General features: G+C 23.4%; 19 protein-coding genes and 3 tRNA genes. 15 read left to right on the top strand and 7 right to left on the bottom strand.

Going from position 1 to position 26,765, the window contains the following annotated elements; all coding sequences use genetic code 11:
- The first annotated feature begins 107 nt into the window (after positions 1-107).
- The 4 genes from SSDC_RS01975 (at position 108) to SSDC_RS01960 (ending at position 2,440) form a co-directional block, all read left to right on the top strand.
- The gene (locus tag SSDC_RS01975; protein WP_020915638.1) at positions 108-1,325 is read left to right on the top strand and encodes a phosphopyruvate hydratase family protein; all 1,218 of its coding nucleotides are present in this window, start codon (positions 108-110) and stop codon (positions 1,323-1,325) included.
- A gap of 119 nt (positions 1,326-1,444) precedes the next feature.
- Positions 1,445-1,520: transfer RNA gene (locus SSDC_RS01970), tRNA-Val, on the top strand.
- 28 nt (positions 1,521-1,548) lie between these two features.
- Positions 1,549-1,625: transfer RNA gene (locus SSDC_RS01965), tRNA-Asp, on the top strand.
- A gap of 26 nt (positions 1,626-1,651) precedes the next feature.
- A complete protein-coding gene (locus SSDC_RS01960; RefSeq protein WP_020915637.1) occupies positions 1,652-2,440 on the top strand; it encodes a TatD family hydrolase in 789 nt (262 codons plus the stop codon).
- 28 nt (positions 2,441-2,468) lie between these two features.
- On the opposite strand, the gene SSDC_RS01955 is transcribed toward SSDC_RS01960, so the two are convergent.
- Positions 2,469-2,542: transfer RNA gene (locus SSDC_RS01955), tRNA-Val, on the bottom strand.
- Between the two features lie 90 nt (positions 2,543-2,632).
- Here SSDC_RS01955 and tadA point away from each other — a divergent pair.
- From tadA to SSDC_RS01935, 4 genes are all read left to right on the top strand, one after another.
- Positions 2,633-3,112 carry a tRNA adenosine(34) deaminase TadA gene (tadA, locus tag SSDC_RS01950; protein ID WP_020915636.1) on the top strand — a complete coding sequence of 160 codons (480 nt, stop codon included), beginning with the start codon at positions 2,633-2,635 and terminating at the stop codon, positions 3,110-3,112.
- 57 nt (positions 3,113-3,169) lie between these two features.
- Positions 3,170-3,892: a 16S rRNA (uracil(1498)-N(3))-methyltransferase gene (locus SSDC_RS01945; protein WP_020915635.1), complete on the top strand. Its 723-nt coding sequence runs from the start codon at positions 3,170-3,172 to the stop codon at positions 3,890-3,892.
- A gap of 112 nt (positions 3,893-4,004) precedes the next feature.
- Entirely contained in the window at positions 4,005-6,899 is a 2,895-nt protein-coding gene (gene ileS, locus SSDC_RS01940; RefSeq protein ID WP_020915634.1) for an isoleucine--tRNA ligase, read from the top strand.
- 44 nt (positions 6,900-6,943) lie between these two features.
- A complete protein-coding gene (locus tag SSDC_RS01935) occupies positions 6,944-7,417 on the top strand; it encodes a signal peptidase II (RefSeq protein ID WP_020915633.1) in 474 nt (157 codons plus the stop codon).
- Positions 7,418-7,510: 93 nt separating this feature from the next.
- Here the strand turns inward: SSDC_RS01935 and SSDC_RS01930 are convergent, their stop codons facing one another.
- The gene (locus SSDC_RS01930) at positions 7,511-8,308 is read right to left on the bottom strand and encodes a biotin--[acetyl-CoA-carboxylase] ligase (RefSeq protein WP_020915632.1); all 798 of its coding nucleotides are present in this window, start codon (positions 8,306-8,308) and stop codon (positions 7,511-7,513) included.
- Between the two features lie 122 nt (positions 8,309-8,430).
- Here SSDC_RS01930 and SSDC_RS01925 point away from each other — a divergent pair, with 122 nt between their 5' ends.
- From SSDC_RS01925 to rsmB, 4 genes are all read left to right on the top strand, one after another.
- Positions 8,431-9,066 carry an alpha/beta hydrolase gene (locus SSDC_RS01925; RefSeq protein ID WP_020915631.1) on the top strand — a complete coding sequence of 212 codons (636 nt, stop codon included), beginning with the start codon at positions 8,431-8,433 and terminating at the stop codon, positions 9,064-9,066.
- A gap of 121 nt (positions 9,067-9,187) precedes the next feature.
- Positions 9,188-10,351: a methionine adenosyltransferase gene (metK, locus tag SSDC_RS01920; protein WP_020915630.1), complete on the top strand. Its 1,164-nt coding sequence runs from the start codon at positions 9,188-9,190 to the stop codon at positions 10,349-10,351.
- Between the two features lie 50 nt (positions 10,352-10,401).
- The gene (ahcY, locus tag SSDC_RS01915) at positions 10,402-11,835 is read left to right on the top strand and encodes an adenosylhomocysteinase (RefSeq protein ID WP_020915629.1); all 1,434 of its coding nucleotides are present in this window, start codon (positions 10,402-10,404) and stop codon (positions 11,833-11,835) included.
- Between the two features lie 6 nt (positions 11,836-11,841).
- Positions 11,842-13,245 (top strand): 16S rRNA (cytosine(967)-C(5))-methyltransferase RsmB, encoded by a 1,404-nt coding sequence (gene rsmB, locus SSDC_RS01910; protein ID WP_020915628.1) that lies wholly within the window; start codon positions 11,842-11,844, stop codon positions 13,243-13,245.
- Between the two features lie 418 nt (positions 13,246-13,663).
- Here the strand turns inward: rsmB and rpoD are convergent, their stop codons facing one another.
- The 5 genes from rpoD to SSDC_RS01885 all read right to left on the bottom strand — a co-directional run bounded on the left by rpoD (position 13,664) and on the right by SSDC_RS01885 (position 24,132).
- Complete coding sequence (gene rpoD, locus SSDC_RS01905; RefSeq protein ID WP_020915627.1) at positions 13,664-15,592, bottom strand: RNA polymerase sigma factor RpoD; 1,929 nt, start codon at positions 15,590-15,592, stop codon at positions 13,664-13,666.
- Positions 15,593-15,674: 82 nt separating this feature from the next.
- Positions 15,675-17,519, bottom strand: a complete 1,845-nt coding sequence (gene dnaG / locus SSDC_RS01900; RefSeq protein ID WP_020915626.1) for a DNA primase — start codon at positions 17,517-17,519, stop codon at positions 15,675-15,677.
- A gap of 44 nt (positions 17,520-17,563) precedes the next feature.
- Positions 17,564-17,776 (bottom strand): 30S ribosomal protein S21, encoded by a 213-nt coding sequence (rpsU, locus tag SSDC_RS01895; RefSeq protein WP_020915625.1) that lies wholly within the window; start codon positions 17,774-17,776, stop codon positions 17,564-17,566.
- 208 nt (positions 17,777-17,984) lie between these two features.
- Positions 17,985-21,365 (bottom strand): UvrD-helicase domain-containing protein, encoded by a 3,381-nt coding sequence (locus SSDC_RS01890; RefSeq protein ID WP_020915624.1) that lies wholly within the window; start codon positions 21,363-21,365, stop codon positions 17,985-17,987.
- Between the two features lie 25 nt (positions 21,366-21,390).
- A complete protein-coding gene (locus tag SSDC_RS01885; RefSeq protein ID WP_020915623.1) occupies positions 21,391-24,132 on the bottom strand; it encodes a PD-(D/E)XK nuclease family protein in 2,742 nt (913 codons plus the stop codon).
- A 293-nt stretch (positions 24,133-24,425) separates the two neighbouring features.
- Here SSDC_RS01885 and trxA point away from each other — a divergent pair, with 293 nt between their 5' ends.
- From trxA to SSDC_RS01870, 3 genes are all read left to right on the top strand, one after another.
- On the top strand, positions 24,426-24,752 hold the full coding sequence (gene trxA, locus SSDC_RS01880; protein ID WP_020915622.1) for a thioredoxin: 327 nt from the start codon (positions 24,426-24,428) through the stop codon (positions 24,750-24,752).
- A 252-nt stretch (positions 24,753-25,004) separates the two neighbouring features.
- Positions 25,005-26,237: a transcription termination factor Rho gene (gene rho, locus SSDC_RS01875; RefSeq protein WP_420885226.1), complete on the top strand. Its 1,233-nt coding sequence runs from the start codon at positions 25,005-25,007 to the stop codon at positions 26,235-26,237.
- Between the two features lie 232 nt (positions 26,238-26,469).
- Entirely contained in the window at positions 26,470-26,730 is a 261-nt protein-coding gene (locus tag SSDC_RS01870) for a type B 50S ribosomal protein L31 (RefSeq protein ID WP_020915620.1), read from the top strand.
- Positions 26,731-26,765: the final 35 nt, after the last annotated feature.

Here is a 26,765-nt window from a genome sequence, read left to right as displayed (position 1 = left end):
TAAATATATAAAAAATTTTTTATTAATACAAAATATATTAATCATTAATTTAATCTACTTACTATTTCATAAAAAAATTTTTATTTCATAAAACCTTAGGAAAATTAATGAGTGCAATTGTAGATATTATTGGAAGAGAAATTATAGATTCACAAGGTTTTCCTGCTATTGAATGCGATATATTATTAGAATCCGGTATTTTAGGTCGCGCATCTATATCATCCAAATTTTTAATAAAAAAAAATGAAACATTAGAATCTTGTAAATATATTAACACAGAAATTTCTGAAGCTATTATGGGTTTTTCTTCTAATGAACAATTTTTTTTAGATTATACTTTAACTAATTTAAGTAAAAATAAATCACAATTTATAAAAAATGCATTACTTTCTGTTTCAATTGCAATCGCTAAAGCTTCGTCTAATGAACTTGGCCTACCATTATATCGTTATATAAGCGGAAGCAGAGAAATCAGTATACCTGTTCCAATATTTGGCATTACTAATACTAATAATAAAATATGTTTTAATGAATTGGGAATTAAAGAATTTATGATCATTCCAATTGGAGCTTCTAGTTTTAAAGAAGCGATTCATTATGGAATTAAAGTAATTAAAATATTCAAAAAAATACTTTTTATAAAAAAAAATATAAAAAATAAATTTTCATATGATCACAAAAATTTAGAAAAAACAGAAAAAATAATAAAATATATTTTACAAGCAATTAAAAAATCTGGGTACGAAGCAGGAAAACAAATAGCAATTGGTTTAGATTTTTCTTCTAATAAATATTATAAAAATAATTTTTACCAATTAAATGAAAATTTAAAATTAAATTCAATTCAAATGATAAATTTATTAATTTCATTATGCAACAAATATCCAATTATAAGCATTAAAGATGGTATAGCAGAAAACGATTTGGAAGGTAAAAAATATTTAAATAAAGAATTAAAAAACAAAATTCAATTAATTGGTAAAAATTTATTTTTTAATAATAATAAAATTTTTTTAAAAAATATGAAAAAAAATATTAATAATTCCATTTTAATAAAATTAAATCAATATAATACATTAACTGAAATTCTAAAAAATATTGAAAAAATAAAAAAATTTGGATATAATATAATAATTTCATGTGATATAAATACAACAGAAGATTCCAGCATAATCGATATTACTCTTGGTGCTAATGCATCGCAAATAAAAATTAACTCAATTTTTTTTCAAGAAAATATAATAAAATATAATCAATTATTAAGAATTGAAGAAGATTTAGGTGAATTTTATAATTATTCTGGTAAAAATATTTTTTCAATTTAAAATGTTTAACTAATTTTAATTTACATTATTCTAAAATAGAAAGTAAATAAAACTAAACTCCAAATTTAAACGTGGAAAAAAATCAAAAAATACTTTAAAATAAAATTTAAATAATATTAGGGTGTTTAGCTCAGTTGGTAGAGTGACGCCCTTACAAGGCGTAGGTCGGGAGTTCAATTCTCTCAACACCCACCATATTTTAAAAAAATTGTAAAATAAATAAGGAGTGGTAGTTCAGTCGGTTAGAATACCGGCCTGTCACGCCGGGGGTCGCGGGTTCAAATCCCGTCCACTCCGCCATATATTAATAATACAATAAATAATTCATGCTTATTGATTCTCATTGTCATATTAATTTTAATGAACTATATACACGTTTACCAGAAGTATTAAAAAACATGGAAAGAAAAATGGTAAACAAAATATTATGTGCATCGGTTAACCTAACAGATTTATCAAGAATTCTTTCCTTAACACATGACTATTCTAATATTTACGCCTCAATCGGAATACATCCAAAGTATAATAAAAACTTAGAAGAACCTAATTTAGAAAAAATAGTATCCTTATCTTCTGATCCTAAAATTATTGCTATTGGAGAAACTGGTTTAGATTATTTTAATTTAAAAGATACTAATTTAATCAAATTACAACATCAACGTTTTCGTGCTCATATTAAAGCATCTTTAATTACAAAAAAACCACTAATTATTCATAATCGTCTAGCTACTAATGATATTATAAAAATACTTAAAGAAGAAAAAGCAATCCCAAAAATGGGGGGGGGGGCAGGGGGGGTAATACATTGTTTTACAGAGTCTTTAGATGTAGCAAGAGAAATAATAGAACTAGGTTTTTATATTTCTTTTTCAGGTATTGTTACGTTCAAAAATTCTAAAATATTGCAAAAAGTAATGGGGTCGATTTCATTAAAAAATATGTTAATTGAAACTGATTCTCCGTATCTTTCTCCAATTCCTCATAGGGGTAAAGTTAATGAACCTGCTTTTTTATATGATATAGCAAAATTTATTGCAAATTTTCGCAATACCTCTGTAACTGAAATTGGAAAATATACTAGTGATAATTTTTATAAATTATTTAATGTTGAATGAGTGTAATTAAAAGAAATTTTAAAAAAAATAGGCGCGATTGGATTCGAACCAACGACCTCTACCATGTCAAGGTAGGACTCTAACCATCTGAGCTACGCGCCTTTATTCCTAAATTTTTTAAAAATTTTATTATATTATTATATTCTTATTTTAAGATTAAAAAAATATTTTTTTAAAAAATATAAAAAATTAATGAATTCTATTAAATTTATGAGACTTGCTTTATTGCAAGCTAAGCTTGCTTTGATAGCCGGAGAAGTACCGGTTGGAGCGGTATTAGTTAAAAATAATTTAGTAATTTCATATGGATATAATCAACAAATTACTCGAAATGATCCAACTGCTCATGCTGAGATTATAGCACTAAGAATGGCTTCTAAACTATTAAATAATTATCGTTTTTCTAAAAATTATAAAATATATGTAACTTTAGAGCCTTGTGCGATGTGTGCTGGAGCAATTATTCATGTAAGATTAGGTGAAATTATTTATGGAACTCCTTCTTTTAAAACAGGAGCTTGTGGTTCTATTATTAATTTGTTTCAGGAAAAAAAATTAAATCATCATACTATATTGACTGGTGGAGTTATGCAAAAACAATGTGAAAAATTATTAAAATCATTTTTCATTAAACGTCGTAATTTTGTAAAAAATAAAAGTATAAAGTATTAATTAAAACATTTTTTTAACTTGATTTAAATTATTAATGATAAATTTTGAAGTATAAAAATGTTACGTTTTTATTATCCTATTCCATTTATAATTGGTCAATATTTATATTTACCTGACAATATTGTAAATCATTTAAATGTATTACGTGTAAAATATAAAAATACAATTATCTTGTTTAATGGTTTTGGTGGTGAATATATTGCTAAATTAATATCAATTAAAAAAAAAATTTTGATTCAAATAATTTCTTTTTTATTTCGTGAAATTGAATTACCATATACAATTACATTAGTTCAAGCATTACCTGAAAATCGTAAATTTGATTTAATTATTGAAAAATCGGTGGAGCTTGGTGTGAAAATTATACAACCAATTATAACAAATCGTTGTATAATTCAATTAAATAATGAGCGTATTATAAAAAAAAGAATTCGTTGGAAAAATATAATAATTTCTGCCACAGAACAGAGCGGAAGAAATATATTACCTGTTTTAGCTCCTAATATTTATTTTAATAATTGGTTAATATCTAAAATTTCTTGTGCAAGAATATTACTCTCTCCTAGAGGGAGAAAAAAATTATCATGCTGGGCAAATAATCAAAGTCCACAAGAAGTGGAATTATTAATTGGTCCGGAAGGTGGTTTTACTGAAAAAGAAGAAAATTTAGCATATGAATGTGGAGTAATTATATTATCATTAGGGAAACGTATATTACGAACTGAAACTGCTAGTTTAGTTGCTTTAGCGATATTAAATGGTGTATGGGGAGAAATGTAGTTTTAAGGAGAAAAATATAGTTTTAAAATTTTTTTAAGAATAATATTAAAGTTACAAAATTTATTAAGGTAATTAATTAAATAATACATATACTAATTAAATTAATTTAATTATGAAAGAAAAAAATAATAATGCACTAATTTTTATTAAAAAAAATAAACAAAAAAATATAAAAAATAAATATCCAATAAATATAATTAATACAATATTTCCAATGCGAGGGGAATTATCAAAACGTGAACCAGGATGGATAAAAAAATGGCAAGAAAAAAAAATATATCATCAAATTAGAAAAGCATCTATTAATCGACCAAAATTTATTTTACATGATGGTCCTCCATATGCTAATGGAGATATCCATATTGGACATGCAGTTAATAAGATCTTAAAAGATATAATTGTTAAATTTTATAATATGGATGGTTTTGATGCTCAATATGTACCTGGTTATGATTGTCATGGTATGCCTATAGAAATTCAAATTGAAAAATTATATGGTAAAAATTTATCTCCAATTGAAATTCAAAATAAAGCAAGAGCCTTAGCTTATGAAAAAATTGAACAACAAAAAATGGATTTTATGAGGCTTGGTATATTAGGAGAGTGGGATAATTCATATAAAACTATGGATTTTTTAAATGAAGCAAATGAATTACGTGCATTTGGTATTATTTTTAAAAAAGGTTATGTTTATCATGGATTAAAACCTGTTAATTGGTGTTTTGATTGTAAATCTGCATTAGCAGAAGCGGAAATAGAATATAAAAAAAAATATGATTTTTCAATTTATGTTGGTTTTAGTTTTTCTGAACCAGAAAAAATAAAAAGTATTTTTAATTTAAAAAATCTTCCAAGCGGAAAAGGATATATAGTAATTTGGACTAGTACACCATGGACTATTCCTGCTAATCAAGCATTACATGTACACCCGGAATTTGATTATGCTTTAGTGCATATAAAAAATGATCCTCCTTTATTATTAATTTTGGCTTTTAATTTAGTAAAAAGTTGTTTAAAAAAATTTGGATTCAAAGGAAATATTATTGGGATTTGTAAGGGAATTAAACTCAGCAAAATAAATTTTTTTCATCCGTTATCAAATATTGATATAAATTATAATAGATTATCTCCAATTTATTTAGGTGATTATATTACTGTTGATAGTGGTACTGGTATTGTACATTCTGCCCCTGCCTATGGTATTGAAGATTTTTTAATTTTTAAAAAACAAAATATGAAAGATAGTGATATTATTAATCCAGTTATGGATGATGGAAATTTTATATCTACTTTACCATTATTTGGCGGTATGTCTATTTGGAAAGCTTCAAAATTAATTTGCTCCTATTTAAAGAAAAGTAAAACTTTATTCAATATCGAAATGTTTGAACATAGTTATATGCATTGTTGGCGACATAAAACACCAATTATTTATCGTACTACATTACAGTGGTTTATTAATATGGATAAAATTCCTAAAAATGAAAAAAAATCTTTAAGAGAATCCGCTATAACAGCTATTAATAAAATTAAATTTTTTCCTTCCTGGGGAAAGGATAGATTAAAGAGCATGATATTAAATAGGCCAGATTGGACTATTTCACGTCAAAGACATTGGGGAGTTCCAATAGCATTTTTTATTCATAAAAAAAGCGGAAAATTACATCCAAAAACATTGGAATTAATTGAGTTAATTGCTAAAAAAATAGAACTTAATGGAATTGAAATATGGCAAAATTTAGATATTAAAGAATTTTTAGGAGATGATGCGGTAAATTATAAAAAAAGTAATGATACTTTAGATGTTTGGTTTGATTCTGGAATTACTCATCAAACTGTTATTCGTGGTTCACATAAAAAACAATTAATATTTCCAGCTGATTTATATTTAGAGGGATCAGATCAACATCGTGGTTGGTTTCATTCATCTTTATTAACTTCTATTATATTAAATAAATCTGCGCCTTATAAAGCGTTATTAACACATGGTTTTGTTGTAGATTCTAAGGGTAAAAAAATGTCTAAATCAAAAGGTAATATAATAAAACCACAAAAATTATGTAATTTATTTGGTGCAGAAATTTTAAGATTATGGGTTGCTTCAACAGATTATTCAAAGGATTTATCAATTTCAAATGAAATTTTAAATCGTGTAGTCGAGACATATCGTCGTATTCGTAATACATTAAGATTTTTATTAGCTAATACATCTGATTTTAATCCAAATATAAATATTATTAAAATTTCAGATATGGTAGAAATTGATAAATATGCAATTATTAATATTACAAATTTACAAAAAGAAATTTTATCACATTATCGTATGTATGAATTTCATATGATAGTATCTAAATTACAAATATATTGCTCTGAAGATTTAGGTAGTTTTTATTTGGATATCTTAAAAGATAGATTATATACTACTAAAAAAAATTCACATGCTAGACGTTCAGCTCAAACTTCTATTTGGCATATTAATCAATCTTTATTAAGATTAATATCTCCAATATTATCTTTTACATCTGAAGAAGCTTGGTCTATTTTTTCTGATAAAAATTTTTATATAGAATCAGGTGAAACTATTTTTACACAACTTCATTATAAATTGCCAAAAGTTTATAATTCTAAGAAATTATTATATAAATACATGATCTTAAAAAAAATTAGATCAAAAGTTATGCAAAAGTTAGAAAAGATTCGTAGTACTGGTATTATTGGTTCCTCACTTCAAGCTGAAATAATATTAAAAATTAATAAATTGGACTTTGAAATTTTAAATGAATTTGGAGAAGAATTAAAGTTTTTTTTATTGACATCTTCTGTAAGTTTATTTCAGATCAAAAATTTATCGGAGGAATGTATTATAATTAAACCATCTATTTATAAAAAATGTAATCGATGTTGGCATTATCAAGCCGATGTTGGTGAAAGGGATGATTATCCTGATTTATGTAATCGTTGTTTTAATAATTTATTTGGTATTGGGGAAAAACGTTATTTTGCTTAATTTATTTTAAAATATTTTTTTATTAATAAATTAGCAGAATTATTATGAAAAAAAATTTATTATGGATTTTTTTGTCTTTTGTAATATCTTTTGTTGATCAATTAAGTAAAATATTTATAACTAAATTATTTATTTATAAAAAAATATTAATAATTAATTCTTTTTTAAATTTATTTCTTATATATAACTATAAAAAAATAATATTTAATTTAATTTGTGAAAAAATTTATTTACAACAAAATATATTAATCATAATTAATATTTTTATATTTTTTTTAGTTATTTATTTTTTTAAAATTTTTATAAAAGAATATATTTTTTGTTATGGGTTATCTTTTTTTTTGGGAGGTGCGGTTGGAAATTTTATAGATTATGTTTTATATAATTATGTAATTGATTTTTTTGATATACATATTAATTGTTTACATTGGTTTATATTTAATATTTCTGATAGTTCTATTTTTATAGGAATTATTATAATCACACTAGATAAGTTTAAAAAATATAAAATATTTTAAATTATAATTTGTTATAAGCCAATTATAGGAAAAATTTTAATAATTTTATGAAAATTTTAAATTTTATTAATATATGTCCTTCATTTAAGAATATTATTTTTGCAAACGTAACGAGACATCTCCTGAGGAGATTGTTATTTTACCAAATTTAGTATTTAATAGTAAACAACCATTTTTATTAATTCCAATAACAATACCTTTTTGAATTTTATTTAATTTTAAAATATCAACAGTTTTATTAGTATAAGCGTGATTAAAATTCCAATATTTCATAAATATAGAAAAACCATAATGTTCAAATAATTTTAAAGAATCAATTAAATAACAAATAAATACCGCTAATAATTTTTCATGTTCCATATTTAATAATTCTGAAATATTACCAATATTTATTTTTTTACTTAATATACGTGGCAATCCGAGATTTAATCCTATTCCAATAATAGCCCAATTATTATTTTTTTTTTCAATACATGTATCAATTAATATTCCACAAAATTTATTACCATTTAATAATAAATCATTTGGCCATTTTAATTGTACTTTTTGTCCAAATTTTTTTAATGCGATAGATAAAGCGATACTAATTACTAAAGGTAAACTAGTTAAGTATTTAAGAGAAATTTTAAATTTCCATGCGAGAGAAAAAGTTAATGTTATTTCTGGTTCTGAATACCAAATACGACCAGCCCTTCCTCGTCCAGCAGTTTGAATTTTCGTTGCTAAAAATGTTGGATGAAACAATAGACCAGTATTTGCTATAGATAATAAATTTGAATTAGTGGAATTAGTCGAAAGAATTGTACGAATATCAATTTTAGTATCAGTGTTATAATTATAATATAAATTTTTAATACGTGAAGTATTTAAAGAATGTGAATAAATATTCATAATATTTTAAAATTAAAATTGAAAATTTTTTTATATAGTAAATATAATTAAATAAATTTATCATATAATTTATATTTTAAAAATTTAAATTATTTTTATTCTTATTTCAATATTACAATATTATGATCTCTAATACTAAATTTTTTAATATAAATGGTTCTGTTGGAATACTTCATTGCGCTATTAACTTTCCAAGTTCAATAAAATTATTAAAACTAAAAGGTGTTGTATTGATAGCGCATCCTCATCCATTATTTGGTGGAACAATGGACAATAAGGTTGTACAAACTCTAGTTAGAGTTATGTTAAGTTTAGGTTATATATCAATTCGAATGAATTTTAGAGGAGTTGGGGCATCAAGTGGTACGTATGACTCAGGAAATGGAGAAACTGATGATATGGAAATTTTATTACGATATATTCAAAAAAAATACCCATATCTCCCTATTATATTAGCCGGGTTTTCATTTGGTACATTTGTTCAAGCAAAATTACAAAAACGTTTAGATAAGGAAATATCAATTAAAATATTAATATTAATTAGTGTTGCTGTTAAAAAATGGTTAATACCAGAAGTTCCAAAAAATACAATTATAATTCACGGTGAACTTGATGAAATTATCCCATTAAAAGATGTTTTTTTATGGGCTAATCCATTAGATATTCCTGTTGTAGTAATACCAGGTGGAGGACATTTTTTCCATAAAAAATTACATCATATTAAAAATATAATAACACAGATGTTATATAGTTATTAAGTTAATATTTTTTTACAAAAATTTTATAATTTTACTTATTAATAAAAAAATGATAAAATTTTTTAAAAGATAAAATGGTACAGGAATATGTTCACAAAAAATTTTTTATTGGAGTTAACGTATGCCTAATGATTATCTTTTTACTTCAGAATCTGTATCTGAAGGTCATCCTGATAAAATTGCTGATCAAATTTCTGATGCTATATTAGATGAAATTTTTTTAAAAGATTTAAAAGCTCGAGTTGCAGCTGAAACACTATGTAATAATAATTTAATTGTTTTAGCTGGAGAAATAACGACAGATGCTAATATTGATTATGTCAATATAGTACGCAAAACTATTAAGGATATTGGATATAATAATATTGATTATGGTATTGATTACAAAAGTTGCGCGGTATTATTAATTTATAATAAACAGTCTTTAGATATTGCTCAAGGAGTTAATGAGGGAGAAGGACTTAATTTTGATCAAGGAGCTGGAGATCAAGGTTTAATGTTTGGATATGCTTGTGATGAAACACCAGAATTGATGCCTTCTGCTATTTATTATTCTCATCTTATTGTAAAAAGACAATCAGAATTACGAAAGAATGGTAATTTACCTTGGTTACGTCCAGACGCTAAATCTCAAGTCACTTTAAGATATGATAATGGAAAACCGGTAGCTATTGATACGATTGTCTTATCTACTCAACATGATCCAGAAATACCATATAGATCTATTAAGGAAGCAGCAATAGAAGAAATTATTCGACCAATAATTCCTAAAAATTTATTAAAAAATACTCGTTATTTAATTAATCCAACAGGAAGATTTGTAATTGGAGGACCGAAAGGAGACTGTGGTTTAACTGGTCGTAAAATAATTGTTGATACTTATGGGGGTGCGGCACCTCATGGTGGGGGAGCTTTTTCAGGGAAAGATCCTTCTAAAATTGATCGTTCTGCTGCATACGTTGGACGTTATATAGCAAAAAATATTGTTGCTGCTAATTTAGCAAAACGTTGTCAAATACAAATATCTTATGCAATTGGAGTAGCAAAACCAACTTCAATCATGGTTACTTCTTTTGGTAGCGGTAAAATAAGCGACGAAAAATTAACTATGTTAGTTAAAAAACATTTTGATTTACGACCAAAAAATATTATAAAAATGCTTAATTTATTACGTCCGATTTATAAAAAAACTTCAGTTTATGGTCATTTTGGTCGTAAAGAACCAGAATTTACATGGGAATTAACTGATAAAGCTGAAGTATTAAAAAATTCTGCAGGTTTGTAATTTTTTAAAAATTTAAAATACATTTTTGTAAAATATAAATATAAATAATTATGAAAAATTTAACACAAAAAAATAATTTTATATCAAAAGATTTTGTTATTGCTGATATAAATTTATCCCAATGGGGTAGAAAAGAAATAGAAATCGCTGAAACAGAAATGTTTAGTTTAATTTCTATTAGAGAAGAATTTGTAAAGAGTAAACCTTTGAAAGGCGCGCGAATTAGTGGTTCAATTCATATGACGATTCAAACTGCTGTATTAATTGAAACATTAAAATGTTTAGGAGCTGAAGTAAGATGGTCTTCTTGTAATATTTATTCAACGCAAGATCATGCTGCTGCAGCAATTGCTAGTAAGGGTATTCCTGTTTTTGCATTTAAGGGTGAATCTATAAGTGATTATTGGGAATTTAATCATAGAATTTTTGATTGGCCAGGAAACTCTAATACAGAACAAGCTAATATGATTTTAGATGATGGAGGTGATGCTACATTTTTATTACATTTAGGGGCTCAAGCTGAAAATAACATATCTATATTATCTAATCCATGTTCAGAGGAAGAAGTATGTTTATTTAAATCTATTAAAAATAAATTAAAAATTGATTCAAAATGGTATTCTTCTAGATTAAAACAAATAAAAGGAGTAACTGAAGAAACTACTACAGGTGTTTATCGATTACGTCGAATGTTTAAAGAAGGTAAATTATCCTTTCCCGCAATTAATGTAAATGATTCTGTAACTAAGTCAAAATTTGATAATTTATATGGTTGTCGTGAATCTTTAATTGATGGTATTAAGCGAGCAACAGATGTTATGATTGCAGGAAAAATTGCTGTAATAATTGGTTATGGTGATGTTGGAAAAGGATCTGCTCAAGCAATGAGAGCGTTATCAGCTCAAGTATGGATAATTGAAATTGATCCAATTTGTGCGTTACAAGCTGCTATGGAAGGATTTTTAGTTGTAACAATGGAATATGCGAAAAAATATGGTGATATTTTTGTTACATGCACAGGTAATTATCATGTAATTACACATGATCATATGAGAGATATGAAGGATCAAGCTATTGTTTGTAATATAGGACATTTTGATAATGAAATTGAAGTAGAAAAATTAAAAAAATATAAATGGGAAAATATAAAACCACAAGTAGATCATATTATTTTTCCAGATGGAAAAAAAATCATTCTTTTAGCAGAAGGTCGTTTAGTTAATTTGGGATGTGGAACTGGTCATCCATCTTATGTTATGAGTTCTTCATTTGCTAATCAAACACTCGCTCAAATTGAATTATTTAATAATACATCTAATTATCCTATTGGAATATATACCTTACCTAAAATTCTTGATGAAAAAGTAGCTCGTTTGCAATTAAAAAAATTAAATGTACAATTATCAAAATTAACAGATCAGCAAGCTAAATATATTGGAGTTTCTAAAAATGGGCCATATAAATTAGATAATTATCGTTATTAAAAATAAATGTCGCAAAATAATAATAAAAAAAATAACGATTCTTTATCTTTTTATTTATATAATGCCGCAAAATTGATAATATATGTAAAAAACGGAATATCTTTAAAGAAAGTTTTTTCAAAAATATTAGATAAAAATAATATTTCTGAAAAAGCAAAAGGAGCAATAAAAGATATTACTTATTATACTATACGACATCTTAGGTTAGTTGAAATATTATTAAACAAATTAATTAAAAAACCGATAAAAATTTCAATATTAAAAGGATTATTATTTTGTTCTTTGGCTTTATTAATTAAAACAGAAAATAGGAATATAAAAAATGAAAATAAATTAAAAAATTATTATAAAATATATACTATAGTTTATCAATCTGTTAATGTCGTTCAATTTGATTCTAAAATAGCTTATGCAAAAAATATGATTAATGCAATTTTACGAGAATTTCTTCGAAAAAAAGGGGAAATATTTAAATCAAAAATGTATAATATTCATGAAAGTTATTGGAATTATCCGATATGGTGGATAAATCAGGTTAAAATTACTTATCCTAATTTCTTTCAATGGAAGAATATTCTTGATGTTGGTCATAAAAAACCACCCCTAACATTACGAATTAATCAACGTAAAACTACTCTTATTTCTTATAATAAACTTTTAAAAAAATCAGGATTGGAAACAACTATTATTGGACCATTAGCTATAAAATTACATACCCCGATTTCTATTTCTAAAATTCCTAAATTTTTTAATGGATTTTGCTCAATTCAAGATGCAGCCGCTCAATTAGCTGCACCATTACTAGATATCCGTTCTGGAATGTATGTATTGGATGCTTGTTCTGCGCCGGGGGGTAAAACTTGTCATTTATTAGAAATTGCAGATATTAAACTAATTTCGGTTGATAATAACTTAAGTAGATTAAATATGATTTCAGAAAATCTAAAACGATTAAATTTAAAAGCAACATTAATTCTTTCAGATATAAGTAAAATTAATTTAAAAAAATTATATATAGATATAAATAAAAAAACCAATAATCGTTTTAGATTTTATAAAAATAAATATTTTGATAGAATTTTAGCTGATTTACCATGTACTGGATCTGGTGTTGTTAGAAGAAATCCAGATATACCATGGTTACGAAGGAAAAATGATATTAAAAAACTTTCTAAATACTCCTGTAAAATTCTTAATAATTTATGGAAAATGTTAAAACCTGGTGGAAAATTATTATTTGTAACGTGTTCATTATGGTTTGAGGAATCAGAAGAGCAGGCAATTATTTTTTCTAAAAATCATAAGGATTCTATTAGATTAAATTCACCAGGTCAATTGTTACCAACTGTAAATAAAAAACAAGATTATGACGGTTTTTTTTATTCTTTATTTCAAAAAAGGAAAGAATAAATTTTATGGGCCTCCCGTGAGTCGAACACGGTACCAACGGATTCAGTTTTTTTATAGTTTTCACTATTTACTGGACTATCTCATCACCTTCAATAGTATAAATTATTGTTCAGGTGTTGGGCGTTTTTATCGGTAATTAAGAGGACTTTACCTCTCCGCTAGTCTCTGCACCTTTCAAAAATGTATTTTTGACTTGGCTCAGGATTACCATATTTGTATTATAAACTTAGGCTTCCCTGAATTAACCCAATTTTTAAAATCTTTAATATTAGATTTTTTTTCAATTTTCATTTCTGAAAAAAGTCACCATTTTGATGAGTCCGCTGCTCTAACCAATCATGAGCTAGAGGCCCTAATATTACATAGTATATAACTATTATATTAATTTTAAAAATTATTAATTTTTAAAATTATTTTTTTAATTTTTTTTTCCTTCTAAAAAAATTTTTAATTTATAATATCGAGAAGGATGACGTAATTTCCGTAATGCTTTTGCTTCTATTTGTCGAATTCTTTCTCTTGTTACATCAAATTGTTTACCGACTTCCTCTAGTGTATGATCACTTGACATTTCAATACCAAAACGCATACGAAGAACCTTAGATTCTCTTGGTGTTAATGAATTAAGAATATCTTTAACTACAGAACGCATTGATGCATTTAATGCGGCATCTGAAGGTGCTAACATATTTTCATCTTCAATGAAATCACCTAAATGAGAATCCTCATCATCCCCTACAGGGGATTCCATGGAAACTGGTTCTTTTGCAATTTTCATAATTTTTCTAATTTTTTCTTCTGGCATTTCCATTTTAATTGCAATTACTGAAGGATCTGGTTCTGAACCGGTTTCTTGTAAAATTTGACGAGATATTCTACTTATTTTATTAATTGTCTCAATCATATGAACTGGAATTCGAATAGTTCTAGCTTGATCTGCAATTGATCGAGTAATTGCTTGTCTTATCCACCATGTTGCATAAGTAGAAAATTTATAACCACGACGATATTCAAATTTATCAACCGCTTTCATTAAACCAATATTTCCCTCTTGAATTAAATCAAGAAATTGAAGACCTCTATCAGTATATTTCTTTGCAATTGAAATTACTAATCTTAAATTAGCCTCGGTCATTTCTCTTTTTGCTTTACGAGCTTTCATTTCTCCAGCAATCATTTTTCTATTTATGTCACGCAAATCATTTAATGGTAAAACAATATCTGTTTGTAAATTAATTAATTTTTGCTGTAATTCTTTTATGGAAGGAATATTTCGACATAAAATCAAATTATAATCATGTTGAATTTTAGTTTCATTGTCTACCCAATTTAAATTAATTTCATTTTCTGGAAAAACTTTAATAAAATGTAAACGTGGCATTCCGCATTTATTGACAACAATTTCTAAAATTTGTTTCTCTATTTGAGTAACTTGATTAATTTGATTTCGTAAGGTATCGCACAATTTTTCAATACTTTTTGCTGTAAATCGAATACCTAGCATTTCATTAGAAATATTATTATGTGCTTTTATATATGATTCTGAATTATATCCTTCTTTTTCAAATGCTTTTCTCATTTTATCAAAATGAAAAGATATATTAGAAAATTTTATTAAAGATTCATATTTTAATTTCTCCAATTGTTCTGTTGATAAATCAGCTGAACTAGATTCAATCAATATTTTTTCTTCATTATTATTTTTATTACCTTTAATAACACGATTATTACTAGAAAAATTTTTATCAATTAAACCGTCAACTATTTCATCTATCTTAATTTCATTTTTTGAAATTTTATCTGCTGCTATTAATATTTCCATAATAGTAGTGGGACACGAAGAAATAGCATGAATCATATCTTTTAAACCTTCCTCAATACGTTTAGCTATTTCAATTTCTCCGTCTCTAGTTAATAATTCAACTGAGCCCATTTCTCTCATATACATTTTTATTGGATCTTTTGTTCTACCAAAATCAGAATCAACTGTAGATAATGCTGCCTCTGTTGCTTCTTCAACATCATCATCACTAGTAATATTAGAAAGCATTAATGTCTCTGTGTCTAATACGTGTTCTGATACAGAAATATCCATATATCGAAAGGTTTTAATAATACTTTCAATTATTTCGTGATCGATAATATCTTCTGGAAGAAAATCATTAATTTCTGAAAAAGTTAAATAACCGCGTTCTTTACCGAGTTTAATTAATATTTTAAACTTTTTTCTTAAATTTTCGATTTCTTCTCTACTATTAGATTTTATATCAAAAGAAAATGCATTCTTTAATAAGGTTTCTTTTGTTTTTTTATTCTTGATTTTTGTTTTTTTATTAATAAATTTCATTTTGAAAGTGACATTTTATTTTAATATTTTCAAATTGAAAAAATTACCAAATGTTTCATTTTAATATAAAATATATTTTTTATCAATTTATTTTATTTAATTTTTTAGATTCTAATTTTTTTTTATGTAATGTTATTTTACGATAAATTTTTTTTTCTTGATCATTTAATGATCCTTTTTTTATTAAATCATTTAATTTATTATTTAATATTTGTATTTTTATTTTATAAATAGCATCTAATAATGTTTTTTTAGCAATTTCAATACTGTATTCAAAATTGTCTTGAATTTTAACAATAATTGATTCGAAATTTTTATTAATTTTTTTTAAATATTTTATAAATTTAGAGTGATCAATATCATTTTTAAAAATATGAATAGTATCAATTAATTGAAAAAACATTTTAACATAATTTTGTGAACATTTAGAAAATATAATCATATCTTCTGAATTTATCTCGTTTATTAATGATGGATAAGAAATTAATAATTTCATAATTTGATACTCAATACATATTGGTTGTATATTTTTTTTTTCTATAGTTTTATGTTTGATACTTGATGTATTTATTTTAAATAAATTATTAATTTCATTAAATGATACTTTAATTATTTTAGATAAACTACTTATAATTTTAAATCTTAATGATGATGATAATGGAATTATTTTAAATAAATATTCAATATTATATTTTGATTTTTCAATATCTTTTATTGTTTTTAAATTATAATTTAAAATAATTTCTTCTAAAAAAAATTGCAATAATGACATTGCTTCTAATACTTTTTTGCTAAATATTTTATATCCAAATTTTCTAATATAACTATCTGGATCATATTTATCCGGCAAAAATAAAAATTTAATAATTTTATCATCTGTAGCATAAAGTAAACATACCTCTAAAGCTCTACGGGCAGCGCGGCGTCCAGCTTGATCTCCATCAAAGCTAAAAATTATAGAATTAGTATAAAATAGTATTTTTTTAATATGAGTGGAAGTGCATGCCGTACCAAGTATAGCTACTGTTTGCAAAAAACCAAATTGTGATAATCCAATTACATCCATATATCCTTCAGTAATCAATACATAACCAGATTTTTCAATGGCATTTTTAGCTTCAAATAAGCCATATAATTCATTGCTTTTATGAAATAAAGGAGTTTCTGGAGAATTTATATATTTTGCTTCATTGGAATCTTTTATTAAGCGACCACCAAAACCAATTATTTGTCCATCAGTATTTTTAATTGGAAACATAATTCTTCCACGAAACCGATCATATCGCTTGTATTTTTCAATAACAGGTGATTGATTTACTTTATTTATTATTTTATCTACAACAAGACCAGAAGAAGCTAATGTATTAATATTATTATAATCTAAAAAAACTTTATTTAATGCATTCCATTCATTTGGTGCATAACCTAAATTAAATCTTAAAATTATTTCTTCATTTAATCCTCGTTTTTTTAGAAAATTTATAGCTTCTTTTGAATTTTTTAATTGTATTTTATAAAAATCAGAAGCACATATCATTATTTTTTTTAATAAAGATAAATCTACATTAGTTGAATTTATATTAAAATATTTGGATGATTTCTCAGGTAATATTTTTTTATTAAAATAATAATTTTTTTCATCTTTTTCATAAATACTGATATTTTTTTTTAGATAGTTAACGGATTCTATAAAATGAAATCCTAAATAATTAATTAAAAATTGGATTGCATCACCGTATATACCGCATCCAAAACAATAATAAAATTTTTTAATTGGATAAACAGTAAAACTAGGAGTTTTTTCATCATGAAATGGGCACAATCCAACAAAATTAGAACCGCTTTTTTTTAATGAAATATAATCGCTTATTATATGTACAATATCTATGCGGTTAATTAAATTATTGATAAATAATTGTGAAAACACGGTATTTAAAATAATAAAATTAGTTAAATTATTATTTTATGCATTTAATACATTTTTTTAGGTAACTGTTGACTACGTATACGTTTATAATGACGTTTTATTGCTGCAGCTAATTTACGTTTTCTCACTGTAGTTGGTTTTTCATAAAATTCACGAGCACGTAAATCGGTTAATAGACCTGTCTTTTCAATAGTTCGTTTAAATCTTCGTATAGCAACTTCAAAAGGTTCATTTTCTTTAACACGAATTATAGTCATACGATTTTAATAATAAATTATGTTCAATAATATTTAATTTTAATTTTTAAAATAAATAATGATATTAATTAAATAAATAATTTTCATCATTTAATAATAAATAAGATTTATTTATAATAATATTATAAATTTTAAAAAATAAACACAAATTTTATATAAAATTTTATAATTTATTTATATTGATTTTTCAAAAAATGTACTTCATATACTATTCTAATAAATTACCATCAGAAGTAATAAATGCGGCACGAATTTTTTTTTTAGTCCATATGGTTTTAAGAGAATTACAATAATTTTTTAATTGTATTCTATAGATTTTTTCTTCACTTTTAAATAGATTTAATTTATATTCAAGAATCCAAATTTCATCATTAAATTCAACAACACGATCTAATCTAAAAGTAATATTATTTATTATAATTTCCATCTCATTATATGATTTTAAATATTTTGAAGAATCGAAAAAACGTCTTAAATGTGATTTTGATAATATTTTTATTACATATTTTCTACCTATTTTTGCTAATGATAATGAACATTTTAACCATTTAGAAATAAAATTTGTTGTTGGAACAATAATTGGCCATTTTTTTTGCGAACAAAGTCGTTCTAATAAATCATGAAAAATAATACCCTTGTCTATGTTAATTTTATCGTGAATAATATTAGCATTAGTTTTTAAGTTATTTTTAATTTCCAAACAAGGTGATTTAAATAATGAAAGAGTAATTTTGTTACTTTTCTTATAATTTGAGTTACAATTAATTATTTCTGAAGAATTATTTATTATATTTTTTAAAAAATCAATAGATAAATCTGTTGCGCCTTTTAGGCGATTATACCAGCTATCTAATATTAATCCATTTGTTTTATTTTTATTTCTTATTCCACTAAGAATGAGTAATTGTTTAGCTCGAGTTAATGCAACATAATATAAATTCCAATCTTCTTGTTCTTTAAATTTCTCTTCTATTTTAAATAAAATATCTCGAGCCATTCCTTTTTCACTAGAATATACAGAAAAATGTTTTGGTTTTAATTTATTTTGGGGCCAATTACATAAGATACCAATTTTATCAGAGTTATGTTTACTATGATTTGAATCTAAAATAATCACTATTGGTGCTTCTAATCCTTTTGCACTATGCACAGTTAAAATACGTATCGAATTTGTAGATACATTAATTTTTTCCTCATCTATGGAATTATTTTCTATTTTATTATCTAGATTGGATAATATATCTATAAATTTTGATAAAGTAATATAATTTTTAAGGTTTAATTTAAAAGATAATTCTACAAATTTATGAATATTACCAATTACTTGATTTATTTTAAATGCTACTGTATATTGAGTATAACGTTTAATTATTTTTCCTTCATATAAAATAATATCAAGTAAATCACATACTGGTAAATTTAAAGAAATTGCTAACCATTTTTTTAATAAATTATAAATTCTTTTTAGAGACAATGATTGTACGTTTTCTTTGCATATAGCTTTTAAACGTTTCCACCAAGTTTTTTCTGAGCGTTTTGCTAATATAATTAAATCTTCATCAGAAGAACCTGAAATAGGACTCTTTAATACATGTGCTAATGATAAAGAATCACTTGGCATATTTAGAAATTTTAATAATGCAATTAAATCAGTTATTTCTAAGGATTCAAGTAGACCACTTCTTTTATCTGATATAAATGGGATTCCATAATGACGTAATGCATTTTCATATGATAATAAATGTGTACGTTTTTTTATTAAAATCATTACATCTGACCATATTAAATTTCTATTATTTTTGATATTATTAGATTTAGTATTATTAATTAAAAAATTTTTTTTTAAATATAATAATATTTGAGCTATCATTTTTCCTTCATTTTTATAAAAAATATCTTCTTCTTCATGAAAATTATTTGAATTAATATTATCTTTTAAGATATTTGTATGAAAATTTTTTTCAAAAAAAAATGTATTTGTTGCTAATGGAAGTCTCCATACATTTCCTATATTTTTACAAGCAGTAGTTTGTTTAGTATAAATTGGGTTTTTTTTAAAACTAAGATTTAATACATTAATTAAATTTATAGAATTACGCCAAGTTCGATTAGAACGTAAAATAAAACCATTGCGTTTTTTTAATAATTTACAAGCTGCAGTGAATATACGTGGATCAGCATGACGGAATCGATAAATTGATTGTTTTGGATCTCCAACGATAAATATTGATGGTTTTATTTTTTTTACACTGTATTTTTTTATCCAAGATTTAATAATAATCCATTGTAATGGACTAGTATCCTGAAATTCATCTAATAAAATATATTTATATAAAATATTTAATCTATTTTGCAAATAGATCACATGATTATCATTAGTAAATAAACAATAAATTTTCCATTCAATATCATAAAAATCTATTACACGTTTTTTAAATTTTATTTTTTGATAAATATTAAGATACATATTTCCTAACTTAAAAAGCGCTTTGTTTATTGATAAAATTGAAGATTCTTTGCTTCTTTTGAGTAATTTTTTCAAATATTCTGCTATTTTTTTGAATTTTATATCGAATTTATTAATTGATAATAATTCATCATTTTTAAAGTATTTTATTAATTCATTTTTTAAATCCTTAGTTTTTAAATTAGAACGTAATTTACCATTTTTATCAAAAAATTGATTTGATAAAATAGAAAAATTATTAATACTAGGATTAGATGATAATATTTTTTCAATAATTAAAGCGCGTTTTTTATTAATTAAGGAACCTTTTTTTAATAAATTAACTATTATATTAATTTCATTAATTTTAGAGGAATTTTTCCATAAAGAAAAACGGGCATCTGATATGATGTCTTTTCCCATTAATTTTCGTAAAATTTCTATAGCATTGTTATTATTATTTCGTGATAATATCCACCATTCAACACGTTTATCAATAAATGCATTAAGTAATTTACGAATATTTTCATTACTAGTTCCAAAAAAATCATATAGTGTTATTAAAGATTTTTTAATAATAGATTTGTCTTTAGATTTATTAACAAATGTTATTAATTGATTATATGCATTTTCTATTATTTTTCCAGTAAATTCGATTAATTTATATCCGCGAATTGATTTAGAAAATAAAGGTGTTATTTGCATTAAATAAGCAAACCAACTATGAAATGTATAAATTGATAAATTTTGATTTTCTATTATTAATTTTTGATATAAATTACGAGCTAATGGAATAAAATTTAATATTTTTTTTTTAGATATACCTCGTTCATATAATAATATTTCAATTTTTTTATCAGAACTTAAAGAAAGTTCTTTTAGTAAATTCATTAGACGTTTAAGAATTTCTTTGGCTGCTTTATTTGTAAATGTAATTGCTAATATTTCAGATGCTTTAGCGCCATTTAATAAAATATGCAATATACGACTAATAAGTAACCAGGTTTTACCGCTACCAGCACAAGCTTCCACTATTACTGAATATTTTGGATTACAAGATATATTAATAAAAGATTGAATATTTGATGAAATACCATTAATATCATAAGATATTTCTGAAGATTTTTGTATTTTTTGATTCATTATTTTATTTTTATTATTTTAATTACTAATTTATTAACCATTCTTTTTTTCTACATAAACCTTTCATATTACAAAAACGACAAATTGATTCAATACCTAAAGCAGGTAATGATGCTCCGGTTGCAATTGAATATATTTGTTTTTTTATTTTTGATATTAGTTTTTCTGTTGTGACGGAATTTAATATATTTTTAGGGATATCTATTATTTTTATTTGCTTATTGTTTAATACAATATATTGAGCATTGTATTTAGGGATCTTTATATTTTTTTCTAATAAAAATTTATAAAGTATTAATTGATAATCCTTATTATTATGTATTTTTTTTCTTAAAGAATTATAGTCGCTAGTTTTGTAATCTAATATTAAATATTGATCATCTATATTTTTATCAATACGATCAATACGACCATATAATACTATTTTTTTGTTATTAAATAAAAATAAAGTTTTTTTATATTTCTTTTCTCCGGACACAAAATTCCAACCAGAATATTCATGAGAATTAGACCATTTTAAATAGTATGGAATTGATTTTTTCCAAGAAATGTAGTAATTTAAAGAAACTGGACAAATTTTTAAAACTTCTTTAAATATTTTTTTAGAAATTAAATTTAATAATTCAAAACGTTTATCTAAAGAAATTAATTTTTTTACATTATTTAAATGACTATGATATAAAAAAAGAATTTTATGCACCCAATTTCCGTAATGGTATTTTTGAGGAATATTATAAAAGTTATTAATGGAATTTAAATTAAGCATATGTTGCGCAAAAAATTTATAAGGGCATTCTATGAAATTATTATAACTAGTAATAGATATTTTATAAGGAAGTAATTCACCACAATTTGGAAGAGGAGGAAGTATAGGAATTGATTTTATATCATACAAATTTATTTTGGAACGATGTTTTTTTAATTTTTTTTTATATATATTTAATATTAATTGTAAGCGTTCAATTAAAGGGCTAATGAAATTTAATTCTGAATTTTTATATATTTGCCAAAATAATATAACTTTTTTACAACAACATAATAGTTCTGTTAATTCACGTAATTGTTTTTGACGTAAAGAATAATTTGTATTTAATTTTAATTTTTTTCTAAATATATTTGAAAAAAATAAAGTTTCCTTTACTAATGAAGGAAAATTATCAATATCAATTCCAACTATGAATACAGCATCAAAACGCAACAAATATATATCATTTATCGATAATATAGTAACACGATTATCATCTGATTTTGATATAAATTTTGTCATATCCATTTGTAATTCAATAAATTTTCTATATTCAGAAAATGTAAATAATAAATCTGTATTTTTATATATATTTGATAAAATTTTTAATACAAGTTTTCCAGATTCATTTGTGTCTAGTGCTTCATTAATACCTAATTCTAAAAAAAATTTTAAAATTATAGAATTCCATTTTGAGATAGAATAAGATTTAATATGTAATTTTTTATATTTATTTACTATTTTTTGTATTAATTTATATAAATCTAAATTAATATTTTTTAATTTTTTAAGGGCAAAATATAAGTTATTAAAAATAATAGTATCACGACAAATTGATTCAATTATTGATATATAATTATTTTTATCTAAAATATCATTTAATATATATGGTGATTTTAAAAAAATTAAAAATTTATTGGCTTTTCGAGGTTCATCTATTACATTAAAAAAATTAGTCAAAAAAGCTGCTGCACTAGTTCTCGATAATTTGCATCCTACCGTATTAAAAACAAAAATTTTTGATCGCTTCAATAAAGAACAGATTCTGCTAATTACTAGACTATCTAATTCAATAATAGCAATTTTTTTATAACCTAAAATTAATAAATTGATAATATTTTGGGATACTTGTGTAGCAATATCTTCTAAATTGTTACAAGGACAAATTGATAAATTTGATGGCACATCAATATTTTTATCATTAATATATAAAGGAGATATAAATTTTTTAGTTATGGTAAATTCAGTTTTTGATAATTGAATTTCCGGCCAGGCTTTAAAATATAAATATGGTATTTTAGACCAATCTATTATTATTGGTAATACAGAGCAATTTTTGCCATAATTATTTAAAAAATTTATTTCAATTGGAGATGGTTGAATAGAGGTAAACCAAATTAATGGCATTTCTACTTCAACTATTAATTTTTTTATATTCATAAATCGCCATACTGATTCATCATTTTTAATTTGATAACACCAAATTGACCATATTAATTCAATTTCATCTTTTAATATAGTATAAACAAATGGTGATAAAAAATTTAAAGCTGATTTCCAACGAATTTTAATTTTATCTAGTTTATAAATTGATGGTAATAACATTTGATTTAATTCATGAAATAATTTAATTAATTCTTTAGAAAATATTAATAAATCAATTTTATTGATCATATTATTTTTTTTAAATAAATAATTTTTTTGTAATTTTAAATATAAATATAGTAATTTTTCATGGTTTTGAATTGGAAAAAAAATATCAAAATTAGATATATGTAATTTTAACCAATTATCAAATGTTCCAATAAATGGAGATATATAATTTTTAAAGGAAAAAAATTTATTAAATGCTTTTTTAAAATATTGAATATGAAGAGTATTTGGAACTATGATACGAAGAGATGAAAAATCATATTTTTTAGGTGAAATTATTTTTAAATTTTCACAATGTTTTATTATTTGTTTAACAGAATCGAACCAAAATAAAGCTGATGGAGTAATTCTTAATGCTGGATGTAACATAAATATAAATATGATAAAATTTAAGTTTTTAGAAAAAATGTAAATGAAAATAATATTTTAAAAAATTTAAATTTATATTTTATAATAGTTGTACATTACATTAGTAATGCATATGTACGAAATGACCATGTATACATAAAAAATATGTAATGGTATTGTGTATTGTATATATGAAATTCTTAAATATAATTTCTAAATTATAAAATAATATTTAAATTAATGAATAATATAATTTAAATTTTAAAAATTATATATTAAATAAATCAAAAATAAATACAATATTAGAAAGAATAATGACTAAATATATCAAAGATATTAATGATACATCTTTCGATAAGGATGTATTAAAATCAAAATTACCTGTATTAGTGGATTTCTGGGCGGGATGGTGTGTCCCTTGCAAAACAGTTTCAATAATTCTTGATGAGATTAGCAAAAAATACATAAATAAAATAAAAATTGTTAAAATAAATGTTGATTTAAATAAAATTGTCCCAGAAAAATTTAATATTAGAGGAATTCCAACATTAATTTTATTTAAAAATGGAAAAAATATTGCACAAAAAGTAGGATCTTTAACAAAGAATGAATTAATTTCTTTTATTGATAATAATATCTAAATTCTTTTATTGATATAAAATTTAAAATTTATTCATTTTAATATATTAGTATATCACTTATAACATATTTATAACACATTACTGATAATATATCATTTCATTTAATCTATATTTATAATGCAATACATCATAAAATATTACTCAATTATATTATTTAATTTAATACATATTTTATTATACCCATTATTTTTTATTTAAAAGTTATTTTATATTATTAAAAGTAAAAAATTAAAAAATATCTAAATTTAAAATATTACATTTTATGGTTTAAAAATAGCAATTGATTTAGAAGTTAATAGTGTTAAACGTTTACGTAAGCAGGAATTAATGTTTGCAATTTTTAAAAAAAAAACAAAAATTGGAGAAAGAATATTTGGTGATGGTTCATTGGAAGTTTTGCCAGATGGTTTTGGATTTTTACGTTCACAAGGTAGTAATTATATGGCATCTTCAGATGATATATATTTATCACCATCTCAAATACGTCGATTCAATTTACATACCGGGGATTTTGTGGAAGGTGAAATAAGAGTTCCAAAGAATGGAGAGCGTTATTTTGCTTTATTAAAAATTAAGAAAGTTAATGGTGAAAAACCTGAATTATCAAAAAATAGAACTTTATTTGATAATTTAACTCCATTACATCCGAAAAAATTATTATTATTAGAGCGAAATATAGAAAGTAAAGAAAATATTACTGGAAGAATTATTGATTTAATAGCGCCTATTGGAAAAGGTCAACGTGGTTTACTAGTTGCGTCACCAAAATCCGGAAAATCTATAATATTGCAACATATTGCTCATGCAATTACTACTAATCATTCAGAAGCTATAATGATTGTAATGTTAATTGACGAAAGACCCGAGGAAGTAACAGAAATGCAACGTTCTGTAAGAGGAGAAGTTATTGCATCAACTTTTGATGAGCCTGCTTATCGTCATGTGCAAGTAGCTGAAATGGTTTTAGAAAAAGCGAAACGTTTAGTTGAGATGAAAAAAGATGTAATAATTTTATTAGATTCAATTACTAGATTAGCGCGAGCTTATAATACAGTTATTCCAGCATCTGGAAAAGTACTTACAGGAGGAGTAGATTCTAATGCATTACAAAGACCAAAACGTTTTTTTGGGGCAGCACGAAATATTGAAGAAGGCGGTTCATTAACTATTATTGCAACCGCATTAATTGAAACTGGTAGTCGAATGGATGATGTTATATATGAGGAATTTAAAGGAACAGGTAATATGGAAGTTCATTTAGAACGTCGTTTAGCAGAAAAAAGAGTCTATCCTGCTATAAATTTAAATAAATCCGGTACTCGTCGTGAAGAATTATTAATTCAGGATGATAAATTACAAAAAATTTGGGTATTACGAAAATTGTTATATAGTATGGATGAAATTGAGGCAATGGAATTTTTTTTGGATAAAATGAAATCAACAAAAAATAACTTTGAATTTTTTAATATGATGAAACAAGGCTAAATAAATCATAAATATTATTAAATAATTGTTTTAATTTAAAATTCTACAAAATTATATCCTTAATTTAAAACTTTACAAAATTATATCCTTAATTTAAAACTTTACAAAATTATATCCTTTAAAACTTTACAAATTATATCCTTAATTTAAAACTTTACAAAATTATATCCTTTAAAACTTTACAAATTATATCCTTAATTTAAAACTTTACAAAATTATACTTTATAAAAATATGAAAAAAAATATTCATCCAAAATACATAGAAACACTTTTTCATGATATTTCAAATGATGCTAAATTTATTATTCGATCAACTATTAAAACATCTAATACTATTGAATTTCAAGGAAAAATATATCCTCTTGTAAAAATTGAAATATCATCAGAATCACATCCATTTTATACGGGAAAACATAAAATAGTTGATTCAACTGGGCGTGTAGAAAAATTTAGAAGAAAATATGGGGCTATAGGATCAAGAACTACAAAATAGTTTTTATAAATTTTTTAAAAAATTCAAAAATTATT

The sequence above is a fragment of the Candidatus Profftella armatura genome, assembly GCF_000441555.1.
In the GTDB taxonomy this organism is placed as follows: Bacteria; Pseudomonadota; Gammaproteobacteria; order Burkholderiales; family Burkholderiaceae; genus Profftella; species Profftella armatura.
This window is presented reverse-complemented; position numbering and strand designations above follow the sequence as displayed.